Origin of the sequence: Notoacmeibacter sp. MSK16QG-6, assembly GCF_024158145.1 — a bacterium.
Classification (GTDB): domain Bacteria; phylum Pseudomonadota; class Alphaproteobacteria; order Rhizobiales; family Rhizobiaceae; genus Notoacmeibacter.
On the sequence record NZ_JAMYXM010000002.1, the window covers coordinates 586953 to 604704 of the forward strand.

20 protein-coding genes are annotated in these 17752 nt (G+C 59.6%); 13 read left to right on the plus strand and 7 right to left on the minus strand.

Going from position 1 to position 17752, the window contains the following annotated elements; translation table 11 throughout:
• Positions 1 to 228: 228 nt before the first annotated feature.
• A complete protein-coding gene (locus tag NIM86_RS10510) occupies positions 229 to 972 on the minus strand; it encodes an FkbM family methyltransferase (RefSeq protein ID WP_253381808.1) in 744 nt (247 codons plus the stop codon).
• Complete coding sequence (gene greA, locus NIM86_RS10515) at positions 969 to 1442, minus strand: transcription elongation factor GreA (RefSeq protein WP_253381810.1); 474 nt, start codon at positions 1440 to 1442, stop codon at positions 969 to 971. The genes NIM86_RS10510 and greA overlap by 4 nt, the downstream gene beginning before the upstream one ends.
• Before the next feature lie 203 nt (positions 1443 to 1645).
• Between greA and NIM86_RS10520 the strand changes: the two genes are divergently transcribed.
• The 3 genes from NIM86_RS10520 (at position 1646) to NIM86_RS10530 (ending at position 3910) form a co-directional block, all read left to right on the plus strand.
• On the plus strand, positions 1646 to 2161 hold the full coding sequence (locus NIM86_RS10520; RefSeq protein ID WP_253381812.1) for a DUF1499 domain-containing protein: 516 nt from the start codon (positions 1646 to 1648) through the stop codon (positions 2159 to 2161).
• Positions 2158 to 3099, plus strand: coding sequence for a DMT family transporter (locus NIM86_RS10525; protein ID WP_253381814.1), 942 nt, complete (start codon positions 2158 to 2160; stop codon positions 3097 to 3099). The genes NIM86_RS10520 and NIM86_RS10525 overlap by 4 nt, the downstream gene beginning before the upstream one ends.
• Positions 3100 to 3199: 100 nt before the next feature.
• Complete coding sequence (locus tag NIM86_RS10530) at positions 3200 to 3910, plus strand: extensin family protein (RefSeq protein ID WP_253381816.1); 711 nt, start codon at positions 3200 to 3202, stop codon at positions 3908 to 3910.
• A 21-nt stretch (positions 3911 to 3931) separates the two neighbouring features.
• Here the strand turns inward: NIM86_RS10530 and NIM86_RS10535 are convergent, their stop codons facing one another.
• Together NIM86_RS10535 and NIM86_RS10540 are read right to left on the minus strand one after the other, a co-directional pair.
• Entirely contained in the window at positions 3932 to 4345 is a 414-nt protein-coding gene (locus tag NIM86_RS10535) for a cytochrome c family protein (RefSeq protein WP_253381818.1), read from the minus strand.
• Between the two features lie 142 nt (positions 4346 to 4487).
• Positions 4488 to 4847 carry a hypothetical protein gene (locus NIM86_RS10540; protein WP_253381820.1) on the minus strand — a complete coding sequence of 120 codons (360 nt, stop codon included), beginning with the start codon at positions 4845 to 4847 and terminating at the stop codon, positions 4488 to 4490.
• Between the two features lie 1083 nt (positions 4848 to 5930).
• On the opposite strand from NIM86_RS10540, the gene NIM86_RS10545 reads away from it, so the two are divergent.
• The 4 genes from NIM86_RS10545 to NIM86_RS10555 all read left to right on the plus strand — a co-directional run bounded on the left by NIM86_RS10545 (position 5931) and on the right by NIM86_RS10555 (position 8380).
• A complete protein-coding gene (locus NIM86_RS10545) occupies positions 5931 to 6437 on the plus strand; it encodes a hypothetical protein (RefSeq protein ID WP_253381822.1) in 507 nt (168 codons plus the stop codon).
• A 31-nt stretch (positions 6438 to 6468) separates the two neighbouring features.
• Entirely contained in the window at positions 6469 to 6789 is a 321-nt protein-coding gene (locus tag NIM86_RS17255) for a helix-turn-helix domain-containing protein (protein WP_371872882.1), read from the plus strand.
• Between the two features lie 3 nt (positions 6790 to 6792).
• On the plus strand, positions 6793 to 7317 hold the full coding sequence (locus tag NIM86_RS10550) for a hypothetical protein (protein ID WP_253381824.1): 525 nt from the start codon (positions 6793 to 6795) through the stop codon (positions 7315 to 7317).
• A gap of 742 nt (positions 7318 to 8059) precedes the next feature.
• The gene (locus NIM86_RS10555; protein WP_253381826.1) at positions 8060 to 8380 is read left to right on the plus strand and encodes a hypothetical protein; all 321 of its coding nucleotides are present in this window, start codon (positions 8060 to 8062) and stop codon (positions 8378 to 8380) included.
• Between the two features lie 414 nt (positions 8381 to 8794).
• On the opposite strand, the gene uvrB is transcribed toward NIM86_RS10555, so the two are convergent.
• Positions 8795 to 11557 carry an excinuclease ABC subunit UvrB gene (uvrB, locus tag NIM86_RS10560; protein WP_371872877.1) on the minus strand — a complete coding sequence of 921 codons (2763 nt, stop codon included), beginning with the start codon at positions 11555 to 11557 and terminating at the stop codon, positions 8795 to 8797.
• Positions 11558 to 11735: 178 nt separating this feature from the next.
• The gene (locus NIM86_RS10570) at positions 11736 to 12419 is read right to left on the minus strand and encodes an outer membrane protein (protein ID WP_253381832.1); all 684 of its coding nucleotides are present in this window, start codon (positions 12417 to 12419) and stop codon (positions 11736 to 11738) included.
• A 254-nt stretch (positions 12420 to 12673) separates the two neighbouring features.
• Here NIM86_RS10570 and NIM86_RS10575 point away from each other — a divergent pair, with 254 nt between their 5' ends.
• The 3 genes from NIM86_RS10575 (at position 12674) to NIM86_RS10585 (ending at position 14184) form a co-directional block, all read left to right on the plus strand.
• The gene (locus NIM86_RS10575; RefSeq protein ID WP_253381833.1) at positions 12674 to 13060 is read left to right on the plus strand and encodes an acyl-CoA thioesterase; all 387 of its coding nucleotides are present in this window, start codon (positions 12674 to 12676) and stop codon (positions 13058 to 13060) included.
• Positions 13061 to 13285: 225 nt separating this feature from the next.
• The gene (locus NIM86_RS10580; RefSeq protein WP_253381835.1) at positions 13286 to 13498 is read left to right on the plus strand and encodes a cold-shock protein; all 213 of its coding nucleotides are present in this window, start codon (positions 13286 to 13288) and stop codon (positions 13496 to 13498) included.
• A 164-nt stretch (positions 13499 to 13662) separates the two neighbouring features.
• A complete protein-coding gene (locus tag NIM86_RS10585) occupies positions 13663 to 14184 on the plus strand; it encodes a BA14K family protein (protein ID WP_253381838.1) in 522 nt (173 codons plus the stop codon).
• Between the two features lie 56 nt (positions 14185 to 14240).
• Here the strand turns inward: NIM86_RS10585 and NIM86_RS10590 are convergent, their stop codons facing one another.
• Positions 14241 to 14894 (minus strand): MBL fold metallo-hydrolase, encoded by a 654-nt coding sequence (locus NIM86_RS10590; RefSeq protein ID WP_253381839.1) that lies wholly within the window; start codon positions 14892 to 14894, stop codon positions 14241 to 14243.
• A 111-nt stretch (positions 14895 to 15005) separates the two neighbouring features.
• On the opposite strand from NIM86_RS10590, the gene NIM86_RS10595 reads away from it, so the two are divergent.
• The 3 genes from NIM86_RS10595 to NIM86_RS10605 are packed head-to-tail and all read left to right on the plus strand — an operon-like array spanning position 15006 to position 17742.
• On the plus strand, positions 15006 to 15575 hold the full coding sequence (locus tag NIM86_RS10595) for a MarR family winged helix-turn-helix transcriptional regulator (RefSeq protein WP_253381841.1): 570 nt from the start codon (positions 15006 to 15008) through the stop codon (positions 15573 to 15575).
• 5 nt (positions 15576 to 15580) lie between these two features.
• On the plus strand, positions 15581 to 16315 hold the full coding sequence (locus NIM86_RS10600) for a response regulator (RefSeq protein WP_253381843.1): 735 nt from the start codon (positions 15581 to 15583) through the stop codon (positions 16313 to 16315).
• A complete protein-coding gene (locus NIM86_RS10605) occupies positions 16312 to 17742 on the plus strand; it encodes an ATP-binding protein (protein ID WP_256478430.1) in 1431 nt (476 codons plus the stop codon). Before NIM86_RS10600 ends, NIM86_RS10605 begins: the two co-directional genes overlap by 4 nt.
• Positions 17743 to 17752 lie beyond the last annotated feature (10 nt).

Here is a 17752-nt window from a genome sequence, read left to right on the forward strand (position 1 = left end):
CGCGAGCGATAATCTGGCGCGAAAAGTATTTTTGCGGCGACGCCAGAATGCTGATGTGTAATCACGCAGGCCCGAGCGATGCGAATTGTTCGTCGTGGGTCTGGTTTCGTCGAATGGATAGGAGAAATATCGCTTCATTATTCAGCCATCTCGATCATTCTAGCCTGGCTGGAAGTCTCGGACTTGGTCTCAACCGATCGCCAGCGAGATATGAACCCGGCGGTATTATTAAGCGGGTGTAGCGTCATCGACTGTACGATCAAACCATACCACCTTGCCGCGACGGGCGATTAGATTGAAACCACGCAGGCACAAGCTATCAATAAGATCGTCCGTCGATTCAGCGCCGATGATTTTTGGATGGAGTTCGAGAACGATCGTTCTGATGTTCTCTAATGGCGCATCATTGTCGAAAATATCAATTTCGGCGCCCTCAATATCTGCAATGATAACATTGGGGCGGATATCGGCAATCAATTCGGAAATCGGCACCGCATCGACTTCGATCGTCCGCCTGTTTCCTTCGCGCGCTGCTAGCGATGAGGAAATGATGTTTTCGTCAACCTCGAAGGATACTCGACCCGACGTCTTCGAAACGGCGCCGATACGTAGATTCGGCTGCCAGCCATTGATCGCATAGTTACGTCGTATGATTGGCTCCAGCGTCGGGTTGGCCTCCAGCGACCAGACTTGGCCTTCGCCTGCAACACGCGTCAGGACAAGACTGACAACGCCGATACCGCACCCAAGCTCTAGAACGCAGTCGCCAGCTTTCACAGCCTTTTGTACGAATTCGCGCTCTTTGTTTTCATATATTCCGCGAAAAAGTAGCCGACGCACTTCAAAAGGAAGCTCTCCTTTGGCGGCGCAGATCTTAACGCCGTCAACCCGGACCGTCTTGATACCGCATATCCTTTGTAAATCACCGAGAAGTCGACGCAGCTTTCGGTGGAATTTGCCAACAGGCTTCACTTCCACTTCACATCGAGAATTTCGTAATATTTGCTACCGCCGGGCGCTTTGACCTCGATAGAATCGCCGACCGTCTTGCCGATCAAAGCACGGGAAATGGGGGACGAGATCGAGATGCGTCCCTGCTTCGGATCGGCCTCCTGGTCGCCGACGATCTGATAGGTTTTCTCTTCTTCCGTGTCCTCGTCGACGAGTTTGACCGTTGCGCCGAACTTGATCGTATCGCCACTCATTTTCGAAACATCGATGATTTCCGCTCGCGTCGTCAGATCTTCGAGTTCCTTGATCCGCCCTTCATTCAGGCTTTGCGCCTCCTTGGCAGCGTGATATTCGGCATTCTCGGACAGATCTCCGTGGGCACGAGCCTCAGAAATAGCATCGATAATACGCGGCCGCTCTTCCTGCTGGCGCCAGCGAAGCTCTTCCTTCAATTTGGCGTGACCGGAAACGGTCATGGGGACTTTCTGCATTGTGTCTTCCCGTTTTGTCTCGTCCGCGTCGACCGACAACAGACTCATTGTCGTCTGGCCAAAAAAGAAGACCCCCAGTCGCCGTTTCGGGCAACCGGGCGTCAAATCAGTGTGAAGCTTAACGGAAGCCGGAACGCCTGCCAAGAACCGGCGATATACCGCAGCTTGCCTTGACTTATCGCCGCCGGCGCGCGACGGGCACTTTGACTATTCTAAGCCTTCTGCGGGGCCTCGTGAAAATTGCGCTCATCATCATCGCCAGTTTGGTTGCGTTCGTTCTGGCCGCGTTCTTATTCCTCGTCCTTTATGGCAGGACAACCGGTTGGGAGACGAAGTCCCGCAAGGCCGACCAGGACATTTACGATTTTGCGGCCGGTCGTCGGTCCGCAACCGATAACGATGCGCTGGCTTGCTCGGAAGGGCTGTGCGACGAGACCGACATCGTCCTGCCTGTTCCCTCGGCCGGTCCGGAAAAGGCCTTTGCCGCATTGGAGCGTAACATCGCCGCGGACAGTGACAAGGTAGAGCGGGTCGACGACAAGAGCGATCCGTTCTATCGCCGTTATGTCGTAAGAACCCAATTGATGCGATTTCCCGATACGGTCGATATACGCTGGTCGCCGGAAGGATGGCGCGCAATGAGCCGATCCCTGATCGGCCGAAGCGATTTCGGCGGCAATGAAAAGCGTCTTCGGCGTTGGTTCGGCGTGACCTCATGACCGACGCGTCGATCTCACACAAACAGGTTCCGGTGCGACGGCGGTTCCTGGCCGGCCTGACGCTGCTGGCCGCCGGCGCGATCTGGGGCGGCGGCTTCGTGGCGCAATCCACGGCGATGGATTCGCTCGGCCCGTTCGCCTTTATCGCTGCCCGGTTTGCCGTCGCCTTCTTCGGCCTCCTTCCATTCGCCCTTATAGAAGTAAGACGCGCGCGTATTACCGATCTGACCAGCGAAGTCACCGAAGCGACGCTGGTGCCGGAATGGGGCGGCTACACCCTTGCCGGCCTTGCCTTCTTCGCGGGCATGGCGACACAGCAGATCGGGCTGGTGACAACATCGGTCAGCAATTCCGGCTTCCTGACCAGCCTCTATGTTGTCTTCACGCCCTTCATCGCCTTCATTCTCTTCCGCGAAATGCCCCGTCTCGTCATCATACCGGCGAGCTTTATGGCGTTGACAGGAATTTTCCTGCTCTCCGGCGGGATGGGCGGACAACTGAGCGAAGGCGATTGGTGGACCATTGCCTGCGCCGGCTTCTGGGGTCTGCAGGTCGCGTTGACCGGGCGCTTGGCCGAGCGAACCGGCCTTCCAATCACGCTGACGGCAGTGCAAATGGCGATGGCCTGTCTTGTCGCGCTGCCGATTACGCTCGTCTTCGAAACCACCGAGGTTTGGCAACTGAAAGTTGCGCTACCAGAGATTCTCTATACGGGCCTGTTCGCGGGCGGTCTTGCCTTTTCGCTTCAGGCGCGTGGTCAGCGCTACGTCAAGCCGGGACCGGCAGCGATCCTCCTGTCTTCCGAAGCACTGTTCGCGGCCCTGTTCGGCGCGATCCTCCTCGGCGAACGCCTTGCCCCGATCGCTCTGATCGGCTGCGGCCTGATCCTCGCCGCCATTCTCATCGCGCAATGGCCGCAGAAGCGCCGGAACTCTTAAAATCTAAGATAACTTTGGATTCATTTGTCGTAGCTAAAATGCGCGGGCCGGTTGCATATTGGCCGGCGCGTTCGCGTTTCTGTATCACGGGTTGCGTATCATGGTCCGTCCGTCTTTCCTGCCATCCACGCTGGCGCTTGCCGGCGCGCTATTGATCCTTTCCGCCTGCGGAGGCGATAGCGGTCAATATGGCAAGAGCCGAACATACGGCTTTGCGGGAGGGTTCGGACGGACCATCGATGGCCGGAGCGCCCCGGCCTATATCCCGCGCGAGGAAGCGGAGTGCCGCAAACGGCTGAAGCGCATGAAGGTGCAATTCACCGACATCGCGCCCATCCATGACGGGCCCAATTGCGGCATCGAATGGCCGGTCAAGCTCACCCGCCTTCCCGGCAAGGTGGAGGTCCAACCCGCCGCGACGGTGACGTGCCAGATGGCGCTCGCCACGGCAATCTGGGCCAAGGAGGAGCTGAACCCCTCCGCACGCTGGCGCTTCTTCTCAGGCGTCGACCGCATCCGCAACGGATCGAGCTATAGCTGCCGCCGCATCAACGGCAATGGCAAATGGAGCGCCCATGCGTCGGGCAACGCGCTCGACATCATGGAGATCGTCCTGAAGAACGGCAAGAGCGTCGACGTCAGGAAGCCCGGCTTCTTCTCCTTCCGCCAGAAGGGCCTGCTGAACGCGGTGCGCGAGGACGCCTGCCCCTATTTCAACACCGTGCTCGGCCCCGGCTACAACCGCGCCCATGCCGACCATTTCCACTTCGACCTGATGCACCGGGCGAGCGGCCACCGCGTCTGCAAATAGGCGACCCGCGAAAGCGCCCGCCTACTCGGTCGATTTCAGATAGGCGACGATCGCCTTCTGCTCCGCCATATCCTCCACCCCGACATGGCGCATCCGCGTGCCGGGCAGCATGTGATCGTTGTCGGCCATCCACGCCGCCAAAGCCGCCTCGGTCCAGACGATGCCGGAATTCGACAGCGCCTCCGAATAGGCGAACCCCTCGACCGAGCCGGCTTCGCGCCCGACCACCCCGATCAGCGACGGCCCGTAGCCGACCCGCTCTTCGGCATCGGCAGCGCCGGCGTGGCAGCGGCGGCAGATGCGGTCGAACAGCGCTTCGCCCTCGGCAATCAGCGCGGCGTCCGGCTCCCCGGCGAAAGCAGGCCCGGCCGGCAGGCCGATGGCGAGAAGACAGGCGGCCACAGCCGAGCGGACGAAATGAGACGTTTGGATCATCGAACCCTCCATAGTGCGACTGGCCGGCCCTCAGATCCCGTTGGCGGGAGGGCCGGCGCCGCACCGATTAGAGGCCGTCCACCACTCCCCGCGCTTGATCGAGGTCAATTCGCCCTATTGGACTTTCGGTCACCCCGCCGCATCACTGCACGGTGAATTCGACCCCTTTGGAATTGCGATAGCGGTTCGGCCCGATCTTCTCGAAGGTGACGCATTCGGTGCCCTTGGCCGGCCCGCGCGGAAAGGTGGTGCAGACCTGATTGCCGCGGGCGCGCCAGGTGCCGTCCACCGAGCCGAGAAAGGCGCGCGCCGTCACCGTGCCGTCCGGGCGGTAATTGAGGGTGATGTTCATGCCGAAGCGCCGCGCCTTGATGGTCTTGCCCGCCATCTGCGCCTCGATCTCGGCGGCGGTGAGCGGACGGGCATCGGCGGCGGAGGGCGCGCCCGCCAGCATGGCGGCGAAGACAGAGGCGGAAAGGCAAGACACGAAAACGCGGCGCATGGAAAATCCTCCAATCCGATGCAAAGGCGCGGCCAGCGCCGCGCGATGACGGCAAATTAGCCGACCGGGCGCAGCGGGCCAAACGCCCGTCCGGTTTCGCACAGGGCCGGGGAATGGCCGCGCGGCGAACGCGTGAGGCGGACATGCCGAAAGGCCCGCGGGCCGTGCGCGTCAGGCAGCCGGCGGGTGGGAAAGGAAATGAGCAAAGACGGCGGCCGGAAAGGCGCTTGTCCTTGGGTGTGTGGGTGCGACCTTCCGGCCACCGCCTGACGATTATCGACTGAACGTCTCTGCGACGGCAGCATTCTTCCCGGCGGAGACCCGCCCGTGAATACCACCGCCTCCGCAACCTCGCCCGCAGGCTCGAACGGTCTTGGCATACCGAAAGTCCGTAGCCAAAGGGATCTCTCCACCCACCGCCGATGACCACGGATCGTCACCGGCGCGCTACGCTCGCCCCCGCCCCCATCGAAATCTCCGGTTCGCGACCCCGTCGCTCAAGGAAGGCAGTGCCGGGAGGATAAGGGAGGTTTGGAGTGGGTGGATAAGAAGATTTTGAAAGCCTCAATCGCAATTCGCGCCGGCCTTCCTTCGCCCCATTGGGGAGAAGGATACGAAGCCACGCCGCGTGCGGCGCGGCGATGGCGCAGTTGGATGAGGGGTCTGTCGCCCACGTGTTTGGTGGGGACTGGTCGGCACGGCCAATCAATGGACAACGATTTGTCGATGGAAACTACGAACGCATGAAGCGAAAGAGAAGGGGAAACCGCTCTCACGACATTTCTGGTTCGTGATCCGTGCTGTGTACCCTAAAGAATTCGGCTGATGAGGAGGGCCGGGGATGGTTCTAGTGCTACGGATAGAAACGCATAACCTACCCTGTTCGTTGATTTATGGTCGAACTGTCGGCAGGTACTCTCGTATTCTTTTACCTAATGTCCATCGTCAGTAGACTGTCTCAGAAGCGCAAGCCTCACTATCCACCCCGAACCACTCGCGCCTATATTGGATAAAAATTTGACATGCGGCTCTTGGCAATCGCGCAAACTGTGTTTAGTTAAACCTTAACTCGGACTGCGGAATATGACGCCTAAAGACGCCAAAGACAGCGATGAAGAAAACGATGAAGAAACGGTAGCGAGCGGCCAGTACGCGAGCGTGATTCTACTCGGCGAGGCTGCGACGGAGTGGAGACAGTTGGTCGAAAGAGCCACCTCTAATGCAGACACTACGAGCGTGCGCGAGGAACGGGCGTTGCGAAGATATTTCAATCGCTACGCAGAACTTGGAAGGACCTCACTTGATGAGAAAATGTTCAAGCCGCAGACCCGCATTTCGACATCATCAGGTGCGAAAGTTCAGGTCTATGAATTCAAAGCTTATCAGTTTCGGATTTACGGCTGCGAAACTGCGAGAGCAGGACATCGCTGTTTCGTCGGAACGAGTTGTGATCCGAAAAAAAAGAAAGATAAAGCTGACCCACGTCGGCTGAAACGAGCCGCCGAGAAGTTTGTGGAGATAGAGAATGAGCGAGAGCGAAAAGAGAACGAACGCGGATTTCGTCAGGGCGGAGGAAGACGCGCTCATTGATTTTCAGTTTGCGCTTTTGGACGCACTTGAGATGCGTGGAATGACGAAGACGGAACTCGCTGACTTGATCGGAGTTTCCAAATCTCGCGTTAGTCAGCTTTTTTCGTCTACGGCGAACCCTACGCTCAAACTGGCTGCGCGTGTTTGCGCTGCTCTTGACGTTAAAAACACGTTCGAATGTAGACGCAAGAAATCGAAAAATTATTGGCACTTTGACTGTGAATACGTTGAACGCTTTCCACCCCCTTCTCGAATTGGGTGGAACGCGGTAGCCGCTGCCTCAATGCGCTCCCTCTCGTGGGACTCTAAAAACGATAACTATGCTGGCACTAAAACTAGAGAGGCCGCCTAGATAATGGCGAAAAAAGTCAAAAGCTCGAGAAGCGAGGTCGTCAAATCAAACGATAAAACGGAAGCCGCTCGCGCGGTTGATAAATACAACGCAGCCGTTGCAAGCTCCGAGCTTAAATCAATTATGCTTACCGACGTATCGTTCAACGTTAAGCCAGATTTCTTCTCTCAAGATTTGGAGAAGCAAAAATTGGTATCCAACATTGAACAATCAGAACCTCTGCACGAGGAGGGCGAAGACATTGGGGTTTCTTTTGTAGAATTTAAAGTTTCATCAAGAGAAGGACGAAAGCAGAATTTGGTCTGCAAGGCTCGATACGCGGTTATCTACGGTGGATTTTCTCAGTGCAATGCCAAGGAAGTTAAGCATTTCTTGTCTCGCGTTGGAACCTTCGCCTGCTACCCTTACTTCAGGTCACTTTTCGCGAATTTGAACTGGTCGGCAAATGTCGAACTCCCCCCCCTTCCAGTTTTGAAAGAATCTGTTGTTCCTCGCCAAAACAAAAAATCCGATGAAGCCAATGAATGATTTATAAAAATTGGTTTTATTTAATATAATTATCGATGTGAATCTTCAATATTACAGTAATACGGAACTTCTGAAATAAGCTGTGCGCAATGATTCCTGAGCTCCTACAGACCTGCAAATATCCTCGGGCTCGACCGAGGATAACGACCGTCTTGGAGGGGAGCCCTACCTCCCCGGCTTCCCACTCTTCGTAGGACGTGTCTTTCGCCGCGCGCGCCCCGCATCCTTATTAGGAGCCGAGGCCGATCTTGCCGAGTTTCAACGGCTTCACGCTTTGCCCTTCGCTTGAGCTTCGGGCGTTCGTCTCTGCAATCGATTCACTGGATCTATTGCTCCGCTTCGCGGACTGTTCCTCACCATGATCCGCCCTAACAGACCCGACATCTTTTCCGGCTTGGGATGAACGACTGGACTGGTATGGACAGGCTTTTCGAGAATGCCATTCCCCCTTCCCTCATTCCATCTCTTCCCCTATAAGCATCACGGGCCGGAAAATATTCCGGTCTGGGGCTTAGAAACCCCGCGTACTTGGCCGGTATCGCGCCGGCCGATATCCTTCTCGGACAGCTATGGCCGGGGAGGCCTCGACGTATGTCCAAGGCGCAAGCCTAAAGGTCGGGGTGGCCGTGTACGCGGTTTTCTAACTCCCCGGTCACCAGAGCCCAAAGCCTGGTGGCCGCTTTCCACCAATGATTTCATTGGCTTGCCTTTATCTGGGCAAGCGTGAAACGGGGAGTTGCCGATGGACGACTACAATTTCCGCGCCGATCTGCTCGACACGTTCCAGTCCGCGCCGGATGGGATCAAGGCGCTGATGCTGATCCTGCCGCTGGCCTTTGCGCTCGGCTTGCTCATGGTGCTGCTGCATCATCGCCGCGCCGCCCGCCGCCATGAACGGCTCGATGCGATGGAACGCGACGACCGCCATGCCGAACGGGAGCAGCTGCTGGAGGCGGCTCTGGCCGATCTGCGCTGGCGGGATGGCGAGATCGCCGGACGCTCGCCCCGCCCGCTGCGACAGGACGAGCGCTTCAATGAGACGCTGATGCTGGGCCGGAATTAGGGGGCCATACGATAGGCGGTCACTCTCTCCCCCTCGGGGAGAGATGCCCCGTCAGGGGCAGAGAGGGGTTTTGGCGCCCTCATGCCCCTCTCTGTCGGCTGCACCGACATCTCTCCCCAAGGGGCGAGAGTGGCGCGGCACACACCCTCCCCCATTGTGGGGAGGGTCGGACCATAGGTCCGGGGTGGGGGATGGAGAGGACCGCATCGTCACCCCCACCCGCGGCTACGCCGCGACCTCCCCCATCGGAGGGGGAGGTGAGGCGGCTCGTCTATCGAGCGGATCGATGGCGAAGTTGGATGAGGGGTGGCGCGTAGCAGCCGGTTCTCACCCCCTCACCCAAGTGCGGCATCGGCTCGGCGGTGCCTCGCCTTGCCTGCCTACCCCTCTCCCGTGCGGGGCGAGGGATGCGATCTATTTCGCCTTCGGCTTTTCCGGTTTCTTGCCAGTGCCCACAATCTTCTCGGTGCGGCCAACTGTCATCTCATCGAGGTCCGGCTTCCGAAAATAACTCTCCCTGGGCGGCTTGCCCTGGGCGGCGCGCTTGCGGCTGTCGCGCGTGTTCTCGATGCCGGTGTCGCGTTCCAGCGGGTCGGCGAGAACCTCCAGTTCCGTCTGCTGCAGGCGCCTGATCTCGTCGCGCAGGCGCGCGGCGGTCTCGAAGTCCAGATCGGCGGCGGCGTCGCGCATCTGCTTTTCCAGCGCGTCGAGATGGGCCTTGAGATTGTTGCCGACGAGCGCGCCCTCGTCTTTCGCCACGCCCTTGCGGCCCTTGCCGCCGCCGATATCGGCGCGCACATGGTCGCCCTCATAGACGCTTTCCAGAATGTCGGCGATCTGGCTCTTGACGCTTTCCGGCGTGATGCCCTGCTCCTCGTTCCACGCCTTCTGCTTTTCGCGGCGGCGCGCGGTCTCGTCCATGGCGCGCCGCATGGAGCCGGTGACATTGTCGGCATAGAGGATGACCTTGCCGTCCACATTGCGCGCGGCGCGGCCGATGGTCTGGATCAGCGAGGTTTCGGAACGCAGGAAACCTTCCTTGTCGGCGTCGAGAATGGCGACGAAGCCGCATTCGGGGATGTCGAGCCCCTCGCGCAGCAGGTTGATGCCGACGAGCACGTCGAACGCGCCGAGCCGCAGGTCGCGGATGATCTCGATGCGCTCCACCGTGTCGATGTCGCTGTGCATGTAGCGGACGCGGACGCCCTGCTCGTGCAGATATTCGGTGAGGTCCTCCGCCATGCGCTTGGTCAGCACGGTGCAGAGCGTGCGGTAGCCGGCCTCCGCCGTGGCGCGGATTTCGCCGAGCACATCGTCGACCTGGCTGCTGGCGGGCCGCACCTCGACGGGCGGATCGATCAGGCCGGTCGGGCGGATCACCTGCTCGGCGAAGACGCCGCCGCTCTCGTTCATCTCCCAGTCGCCGGGCGTGGCCGACACGGCGACGGTGCCGGGGCGCATCGCATCCCACTCCTCGAAGCGCAGCGGCCGGTTGTCCATGCAGGACGGCAGGCGGAAGCCGTATTCGGCGAGCGTCGCCTTGCGCCGGAAGTCGCCGCGATACATGGCGCCGATCTGCGGCACGGTGACGTGGCTCTCATCGATGAAGAGGAGGGCATTGTCGGGAATGTATTCGAAGAGCGTCGGCGGCGGCTCGCCGGGTTTCCTGCCCGTCAGATATCGCGAATAGTTCTCGATGCCGGGGCACGCGCCGGTCGCGGCCATCATTTCCAGATCGAAACGGGTGCGCTGTTCGAGGCGCTGCGCTTCGAGCAGACGCCCGGCCTTTTCCAGCTCCTCCAGCCGCCATTTCAGCTCGGCCTTGATGCTCTCCATCGCCTGGTTAAGCGTCGGCTTCGGGGTGACGTAGTGGCTGTTGGCGTAGATCTTGACGCTCTTCAGATCGGCGGTCTTTTTGCCGGTCAGCGGGTCGAACTCGGTGATCGTCTCGACCTCGTCGCCGAACAGGCTGATGCGCCAGGCCTGATCCTCAAGGTGAGCGGGGAAAATTTCGATCGTGTCGCCACGCACGCGGAACGAGCCGCGCACAAAATTGATGTCCTGCCGCTTATATTGCTGCGCGACGAGATCGGCGAGAAGCTGGCGCTGATCGATGCGGTCGCCGATGGCGATCTGGAACGTCATCGCGGTATAGGTCTCGACGGAGCCAATGCCGTAGATGCAGGAGACCGAGGCGACGATGATGACGTCGTCCTTCTCCAGCAGCGAGCGCGTGGCGCTGTGGCGCATCCGGTCGATCTGCTCGTTGATCGACGAATCCTTCTCGATATAGGTGTCGGTGCGCGGGACGTAGGCTTCCGGCTGGTAGTAATCGTAATAGGAAACGAAATACTCCACCGCATTGTTCGGGAAGAACTTCTTGAACTCGCCATAGAGCTGCGCGGCGAGCGTCTTGTTCGGCGCGAGGATCACGGCGGGGCGCTGCGTTTCCTCGATCACTTTGGCCATTGTGTAGGTCTTGCCCGAACCGGTCACGCCGAGCAGCACCTGCGTCCGCTCATTCTGGTTGGCGGCCTCCACAAGGTCGGCAATGGCGGTGGGCTGGTCGCCGGACGGCGCAAACTCCGTCACCATGTCCAGCTTGATGCCGCCTTCGGATTTGGCGGGCCGCGCGGGCCGGTGAGGCGTCCAGGTGCCGTCCTTCATTTCCGGCCGGCCATGCTCGATCAATTTGGAGAGCGCATCGACCGTGGCCGTCACCGCTCCGGTTGCGGCGAGCTTGGAAGCGTCTTCCAGGCTGACATCGAGGCCGGCGACCGGGTTCAGGCCCGCCGCGGCGCGCTCCTTCGGATCGGAGGTGCCGCCGATCAGAATACCGCCGCCGGTGCGCTTGTCGCCGACTGTGTTGGCGGCCGCCTTCTTGGCATCGCGCTTCTTCTTGGCCTCGGCGGCGCGTTTCTTCTTCTCGGCAAGGACATCCTCGGCCTCGGAAAGTTCGACCTTCTTGCGGTGTTTGCCGGCTTCGGAAGCCCGTCGGCGGTTCTCTTCCTTGCGAGCCGCCTTCGCCTCGGCCTCCTCGGCTTCGCGCGCGAGATCCTTCGCCCAGTCCGTTATCGAGCCGCCCTCATAGGGCGCACCCTCGAACGTGGATTGCGGCGCTTCGCCGAAGCCATTGGACGGTTCGGTTTTTCGGTGTGGCGGATATCGTTTTCCCATTGCTGGAATATGGTTCTGCCAAGGCGCGATGGGAAGAGCCAGTCCGCGGACTACTGACAGTCCATTCGTCGCCCACCAAATGGGATCGAGAGGACGCCTGATTGGCTCTTAAACGACCCACGAAACGAACAAGGGCCGGGCAAAAGCCCGGCCGTTAGCGCTTGAAACTTTTTGGCGATCAGAATTTGACGGCAATTCCGAGCTGGACATTATGGGTATAGAGATTGCCGTTCTCCGCCGTATCGCCATCGGAGTCGACAAAGTCGACGTCACCGGTCGCCTTGAAGCGATAGCCGAGATCGATTGAGACGCGCTCGTTGACATCATAAGTAAGGCCGGCGCCAAGCTGACCCGCTACAGTCCAGTCGCTGTCATCTGTGCCCACACCGAAGCCCGGCACGTCGAAATCGACGTCGATATAGGCAGCGCCGACGCCGCCGCCGGCATAGACGCCCACACCGCGATACGCAAAGAGATCGACCCAGGCATTGCCGAGAATATAGACCGCATTGACGTCGCCATCGACGTCCGCGTCGACCGGCCCGACGGAAATGTCATCGGCGTCGAAGCGCTGATAGCTGACTTCGAGTTCGCCGCGGACCCTGCCGAACCGATAACCTGCCGTCGCGCCGACGACGAAACCGGTGTCGAGATCCAGATCGACATCACCCGTGGTCGCATCGAATTCCATATCGTGAGGAAAGGCCGCGCCACCGAAAATGGAGGCATAAAAATTGTGGGTCGGCACGTAAGCCACGGTCTCGGGAACCGGCTCATAAACGACAGCGTCTGCGGCCACTGCCACCGGGATCGACCCGACAAGAGCAAGAGTCGCTGTAGTGGCAATAAGATATTTTTTCATGATGCCCGTCCTTCAAACGAGGTTATCTTCAGATCCGCTAAATAAGCGCCTTTACGTCGAGGACATCCGAAAACCGCGACTGGCTGGCGGTGGCGGCCGCCGGTTTGAAAATGACCGTGACAAAATCGGCACAGAGCGAGTTGCAAAACGCAATGAAACTCCGATGATTTCATTGGATGGAGGACCCAGCGCCGTTGACCCCTGCCTGCCGGGAACCGCAGATTAGGTCCAGCATGATGGACAGGGAGACGTTTATGAACCCGGAACTGCCAGCGGGCCGCTCGACGATGCGCGTTCCCGCCATGCCCGCAAATGCCAATTCAGCCGGCGATATTTTCGGCGGTTGGGTGATGTCCCAGATGGACTTGGCGGCGGGCATCCACGCCGCCGAGCGGGCGGGCGGACGTGTAGTGACCAAGGCCGTGCGGGAGATGGCTTTCGAACTTCCCGTCAAGATCGGCGATACGGTGGCAGTCTATACCGATATCATCTCGGTCGGCCGAACCTCAATTCTGTTGAGCGTCGAAGCATGGGCCCAGCGCCACCTCACACGCGAAAGCGTGCGCGTCACACGTGCAGAATTCATCATGGTGGCGCTGGACGCGGAAGGCCGGCCGACCGCGGTGCCGACAGGCGGCTGACAACGGGTTTTATTCCAAGTTTTACTTGCCGGACCGCAATGTTCGGGCAATAATCAAGTCGATACGGGCGATGGGCTCGGTGGATAGACCCTTCGCGCCGCGACGACTGTTCCCCGATCTCACACTCGTATGACGGTTGGCAGCAGCCGTTTCCACTCCCGTCGGGCCATGACCTCCCCCGCCATGGCTCGACAGACTTTCGCAGAGGGGGAGGGACGACTTCGAATGAGCCAGACCGGCACCGTCAAATTCTTCAATACTGAAAAAGGCTTCGGCTTCATCACTCCCGAGGAAGGCAGCACGGACGTGTTCGTGCATATTTCCGCCGTTCAGGCCTCGGGGCTGGACACGCTGTCCGAGGGACAGAAAGTCAGCTTCGAAACCGAGCCGGATCGCCGTGGCAAGGGGCCGAAGGCGGTCAACCTCACCACGCTCTGACGGTCTTTGCCGATCGTGACATTCGAAAGGTCGCCCTTGGGCGGCCTTTCTTTTTTTATATTCATATGAGTCTGAATATGCCGTTCAGGCGCCGTTCAGGCAGACAGGAGCAATCTTCGAAATACAGGCGGTGAGGACCGCCGATCCTAATTCGGAGTAAACTCATGTTCCGTCGCTTTTTTCACGCTACACTTTGCGCATCCATGATTGCCGGCATCGCCCTGCCCTCGGCGGCTCAGGCTGGCCCACGCCACAGCTACTACGAATATTACGAGAGCTATGACGATGGCTGGGACCGTGACCGGGATTGGGATCGCCGTCATATCAGAATAGAAGAACGCCGCCGTGCGGAGCGCCGGGCTGAACGCCGTGCCGAGCAGCGCCGCGCCGAACGGCGGGTCGAGCGACGTCGGGCAGAGCGCCGCCGCGACCGGGACGATGACGATGCAAAGAAATTCATTGCCGGAGCGGTTGTCGGATTGGCAACGGCAGCCATCATCTCCGGCGCGACCCGAAACGACTCCCGGCCAGTCTATCGGACTGCGCCCGCCCCGACCCGCATCGGCAGCCTGGAGCCGTGGACACCGGAATGGCGCCGTTGGTGCAGCGACCGCTACCGCTCTTTCAACCCCTCGACCGGTTTCTGGCGCGGTTATGACGGCAGAACCTATTTCTGCCGGCCCTGACGGCAGTTGATGGTAGAAACAACAATCGCCCGGCGGCTTCCGCCGGGCTTTTTATTTTAAGAGCCAGGCGCGATGAATGGATTGGTCCGACGTTCCTCGCCAAGCGTTCCGCCCGGACCATGACCACAGATAAACGAAACATCATCACCAAGCGGCAGGATCTTCGTCCGGATCGAGTCGATCAGCGTCTGCGTATCGCCACCCCATAAATCGGTGCGGCCGACCGAGCCACGAAACAGCGTGTCACCGACCTGCGCGAATTTATTCGCAGAATTATGAAAGATCACATGGCCGGGAGCGTGGCCGGGCGTGTGATAGACATCGAACCGATGATCTCCAAAGGAAACGGTGTCGCCCTCGCTGAGCCATTGATCGGGCGTGCAATTTGTTGCCGGGTCCGGCGAGCCGAACATTCTGGCCTGTTGCTCAAGCTGTTCGAGAAGTGGCTTGTCGTCCAGATGCGGCCCGACAATTGGTACACCGCCCAGTTTCTGTTTCAGGTCCATCGCGCCGCCGGCATGATCGATATGGCCATGCGTCAGCCAGATCGCCTCGATCGTCAGATCGTTGCTTTCGATCACACGCATGATTGTGGGTACATCCCCGCCGGGATCGACGACAACGCCGGCGCGGCTCTCTTCATCGAACAGAAGGGTGCAGTTCTGCTGGAAGGCCGTAACCGGTACGACGCCGAATGATAGCTTACCCATAAAATTCTCCGTTGTGGACGGCTGCGGACCTTAGTCAGACCCGCCGGCGAAGAACAGGCAACAATGGCCGGTTCTTGTGCGCGGAGCACGGCTTGCCTATGATATGTCAGCATGACTGACTTGTTCGGCCCGGAGACCGATTGCTGCATGGCACAAGCACCATCTGCAACCGATAGCGGATCGGCCGGCACGAGAGTGGCGACGGTGCGGACGGCGCGTTACGCCAACATGCAGGAATTGCTTTTTTTCGCCTATCGGGATTTTACGGCGGGACCGGACGCCATTCTCAGCGAGTACGGTTTCGGGCGCGCGCATCATCGCGTTCTGCATTTTGTGCATCGCTGGCCCGGCCTGACAGTCGCCGATCTGCTGGAAATTCTCGGTATCACCAAACAATCCCTCGCACGGGTGCTGAAACAACTGATCGATGCCGGCCATATCGAGCAGAAAACCAATGTGCGGGACCGCCGCCAGCGTGAACTGTACCTGACGGATGAGGGCGAAAATCTCGCAGCCGCGCTGTCGGCGCCGCAATGGCGGCTGATCGAACAGGCGTTGCACGCGGCCGGCACAGAACATTATGACGCAATTGTCGCCTTTTTACGCCGTATGATCGATGAGGACGGCCGCCTCGCCATGGGTGCGCTGGAAGATCATCGCAGACGCTCCGAAGGAGATTGAGTGCCATGTCCCTACTGGAAGAGATGCGATCGCCCGCAGGCATGCCGCACCCCGACGACGAGAAGATGCATCTCCTCATCGTCGACGATGACAGCCGTATCCGCGAACTGCTCCAGACCTTTCTGATCCGAAGAGGATTTCGCGTCACTGTGGCCGAAGACGCCGCCACAGCGCGGCGGGCATTGCAGGGCCTTACGTTCGATCTCATAATTCTGGACTGGATGATGCCAGGCGAAGACGGTGTGTCGCTCACCAAGTCACTCCGGGAGACGTTGAACGTTCCGATCCTGATGCTGACAGCCAAGGCGGAGACCGACAGCCGGATCGACGGTCTGGAAGCCGGCGTCGACGATTATCTGCCCAAACCGTTTGATCCTCGCGAATTGCTCCTTCGGATCGAATCGATCCTTCGTCGCGTCTCGCCGCCTCGTGAAGACGAACCGGCCATTGTGACCTTCGGTCCCTTTACCTGGGCAACCGCAGCGCGCGAGTTGAAGCATGCCGGCGAGCCAGTCCATCTAACGGATCGCGAGCAGGACATGATGGGCATCTTCGTCGCGCGATTGGGAGAGACGGTGCCCAGGCATGAACTGGTGGCCGACGGCGTGGAGGTCGGTGAGAGAACCATCGATGTCCAGATCAATCGCCTGCGGCGCAAGCTCGAAACCGACTCCGCCAATCCGCTTTGGCTGCAGACCGTTCGCGGCATCGGATATCGGCTGAACCCCGCTATCGGATGAGCGTCGAACCCGGCACAAGGCAAGAGACATCAGACCCGCCGATCGGACGTTCGCCGGGTCGATTGATCCTGTCCGTGCTGATCGCGATACGCGAGGGCTGGCGCAGGTTCTGGCAGCCGATTTTTCACCGTCTGCCCAAACGACTCTATGCCCGGTCGCTGATTATCGTGATCGCGCCCATGCTGATCCTGCAGTCGGTTGTGGCGCTTGTCTTCATGGAGCGTCACTGGAGCCGCGTCACCGAGATGCTCTCCGACAGCGTCTCGCAGGAGATCGCCGCCATCATCGATCTGATCGAGGCGCAACCGAACACCGCCGATATGGAGCGAATCTCGCAAATCGCCCGCGAGCGGTTCAATCTGCAAGTCGAGTTGCTGCCGGCAACACCGCTACCCAGCACGACCAGCAAGCCTTTTTTCTCGCTGCTCGACAGTGTTCTCTCGGAGCGTATCGAAGACAATATCGGTTTGCCGTTCTGGATCGATACGGTCGGCCAGTCCCGCTTCGTCGAAATCCGCATCGCACTCGATGACGCAGTGCTTCGAGTGGTCACGAACCGCAACCAGGCCTACGCCAATAATAGCGAGATTTTCATCTTCTGGATGGTCGGCGCATCCATCGTTTTGATCGCCGTGGCCGTCATCTTTCTACGCCAGCAGATACGACCGATTCAGCAACTCGCCGCCGCGGCGGAAAGTTTCGGCAAGGGCCAGCCCATGCCACCGGAATTTCGACCGCGCGGGGCTGAGGAAGTCCGCAGGGCAAGCCTGGCTTTCATCCAGATGCGCAATCGTATCGAGCGCCAGATCGAACAGCGTACGGCCATGCTGGCGGGCGTCAGCCACGATCTGCGCACCATTCTGACGCGTTTCAAGCTGCAATTGGCGCTAGCCGCAGAGGATACGGATACCGAGGCTCTGGAACGCGATGTGGCGGACATGCAGACCATGCTGGAGGCCTATCTCGACTTCGCACGAGGCGACAGCGAGGAAGCCGTTGCGCCGTTCGATTTGGCCGCCTTCTTCCAGACCATGGCAAACGAGGCCAAGCTGAAAGGCTGCGATGCCGTCTGGCATATCGAAGGCGATCCGCAATTGATCGTCAGACCGATCGCATTCGGGCGAATGCTGCACAATGTCGTCGCCAATGCGATGCGGCACGGCGAACGTATCGCTCTATCGGCAACCCATTCCGACAAAACCGTTACGATCCGCATCGACGATGACGGCCCCGGCGTCTCGCCAGACAAATACGAGATGATCTTCCGACCCTTCACGCGGTTGGACGACGCCCGCAATCTGGATCAGTCGGGAACCGGACTCGGTCTGTCCATCGCTCGCGATATCGCCCGCAGTCATGGCGGGGACATCCATCTGGACGAGTCCCGAATGGGCGGTCTCGAAGTCACGATCAGGCTACCGCTCTGACGGCGGAACG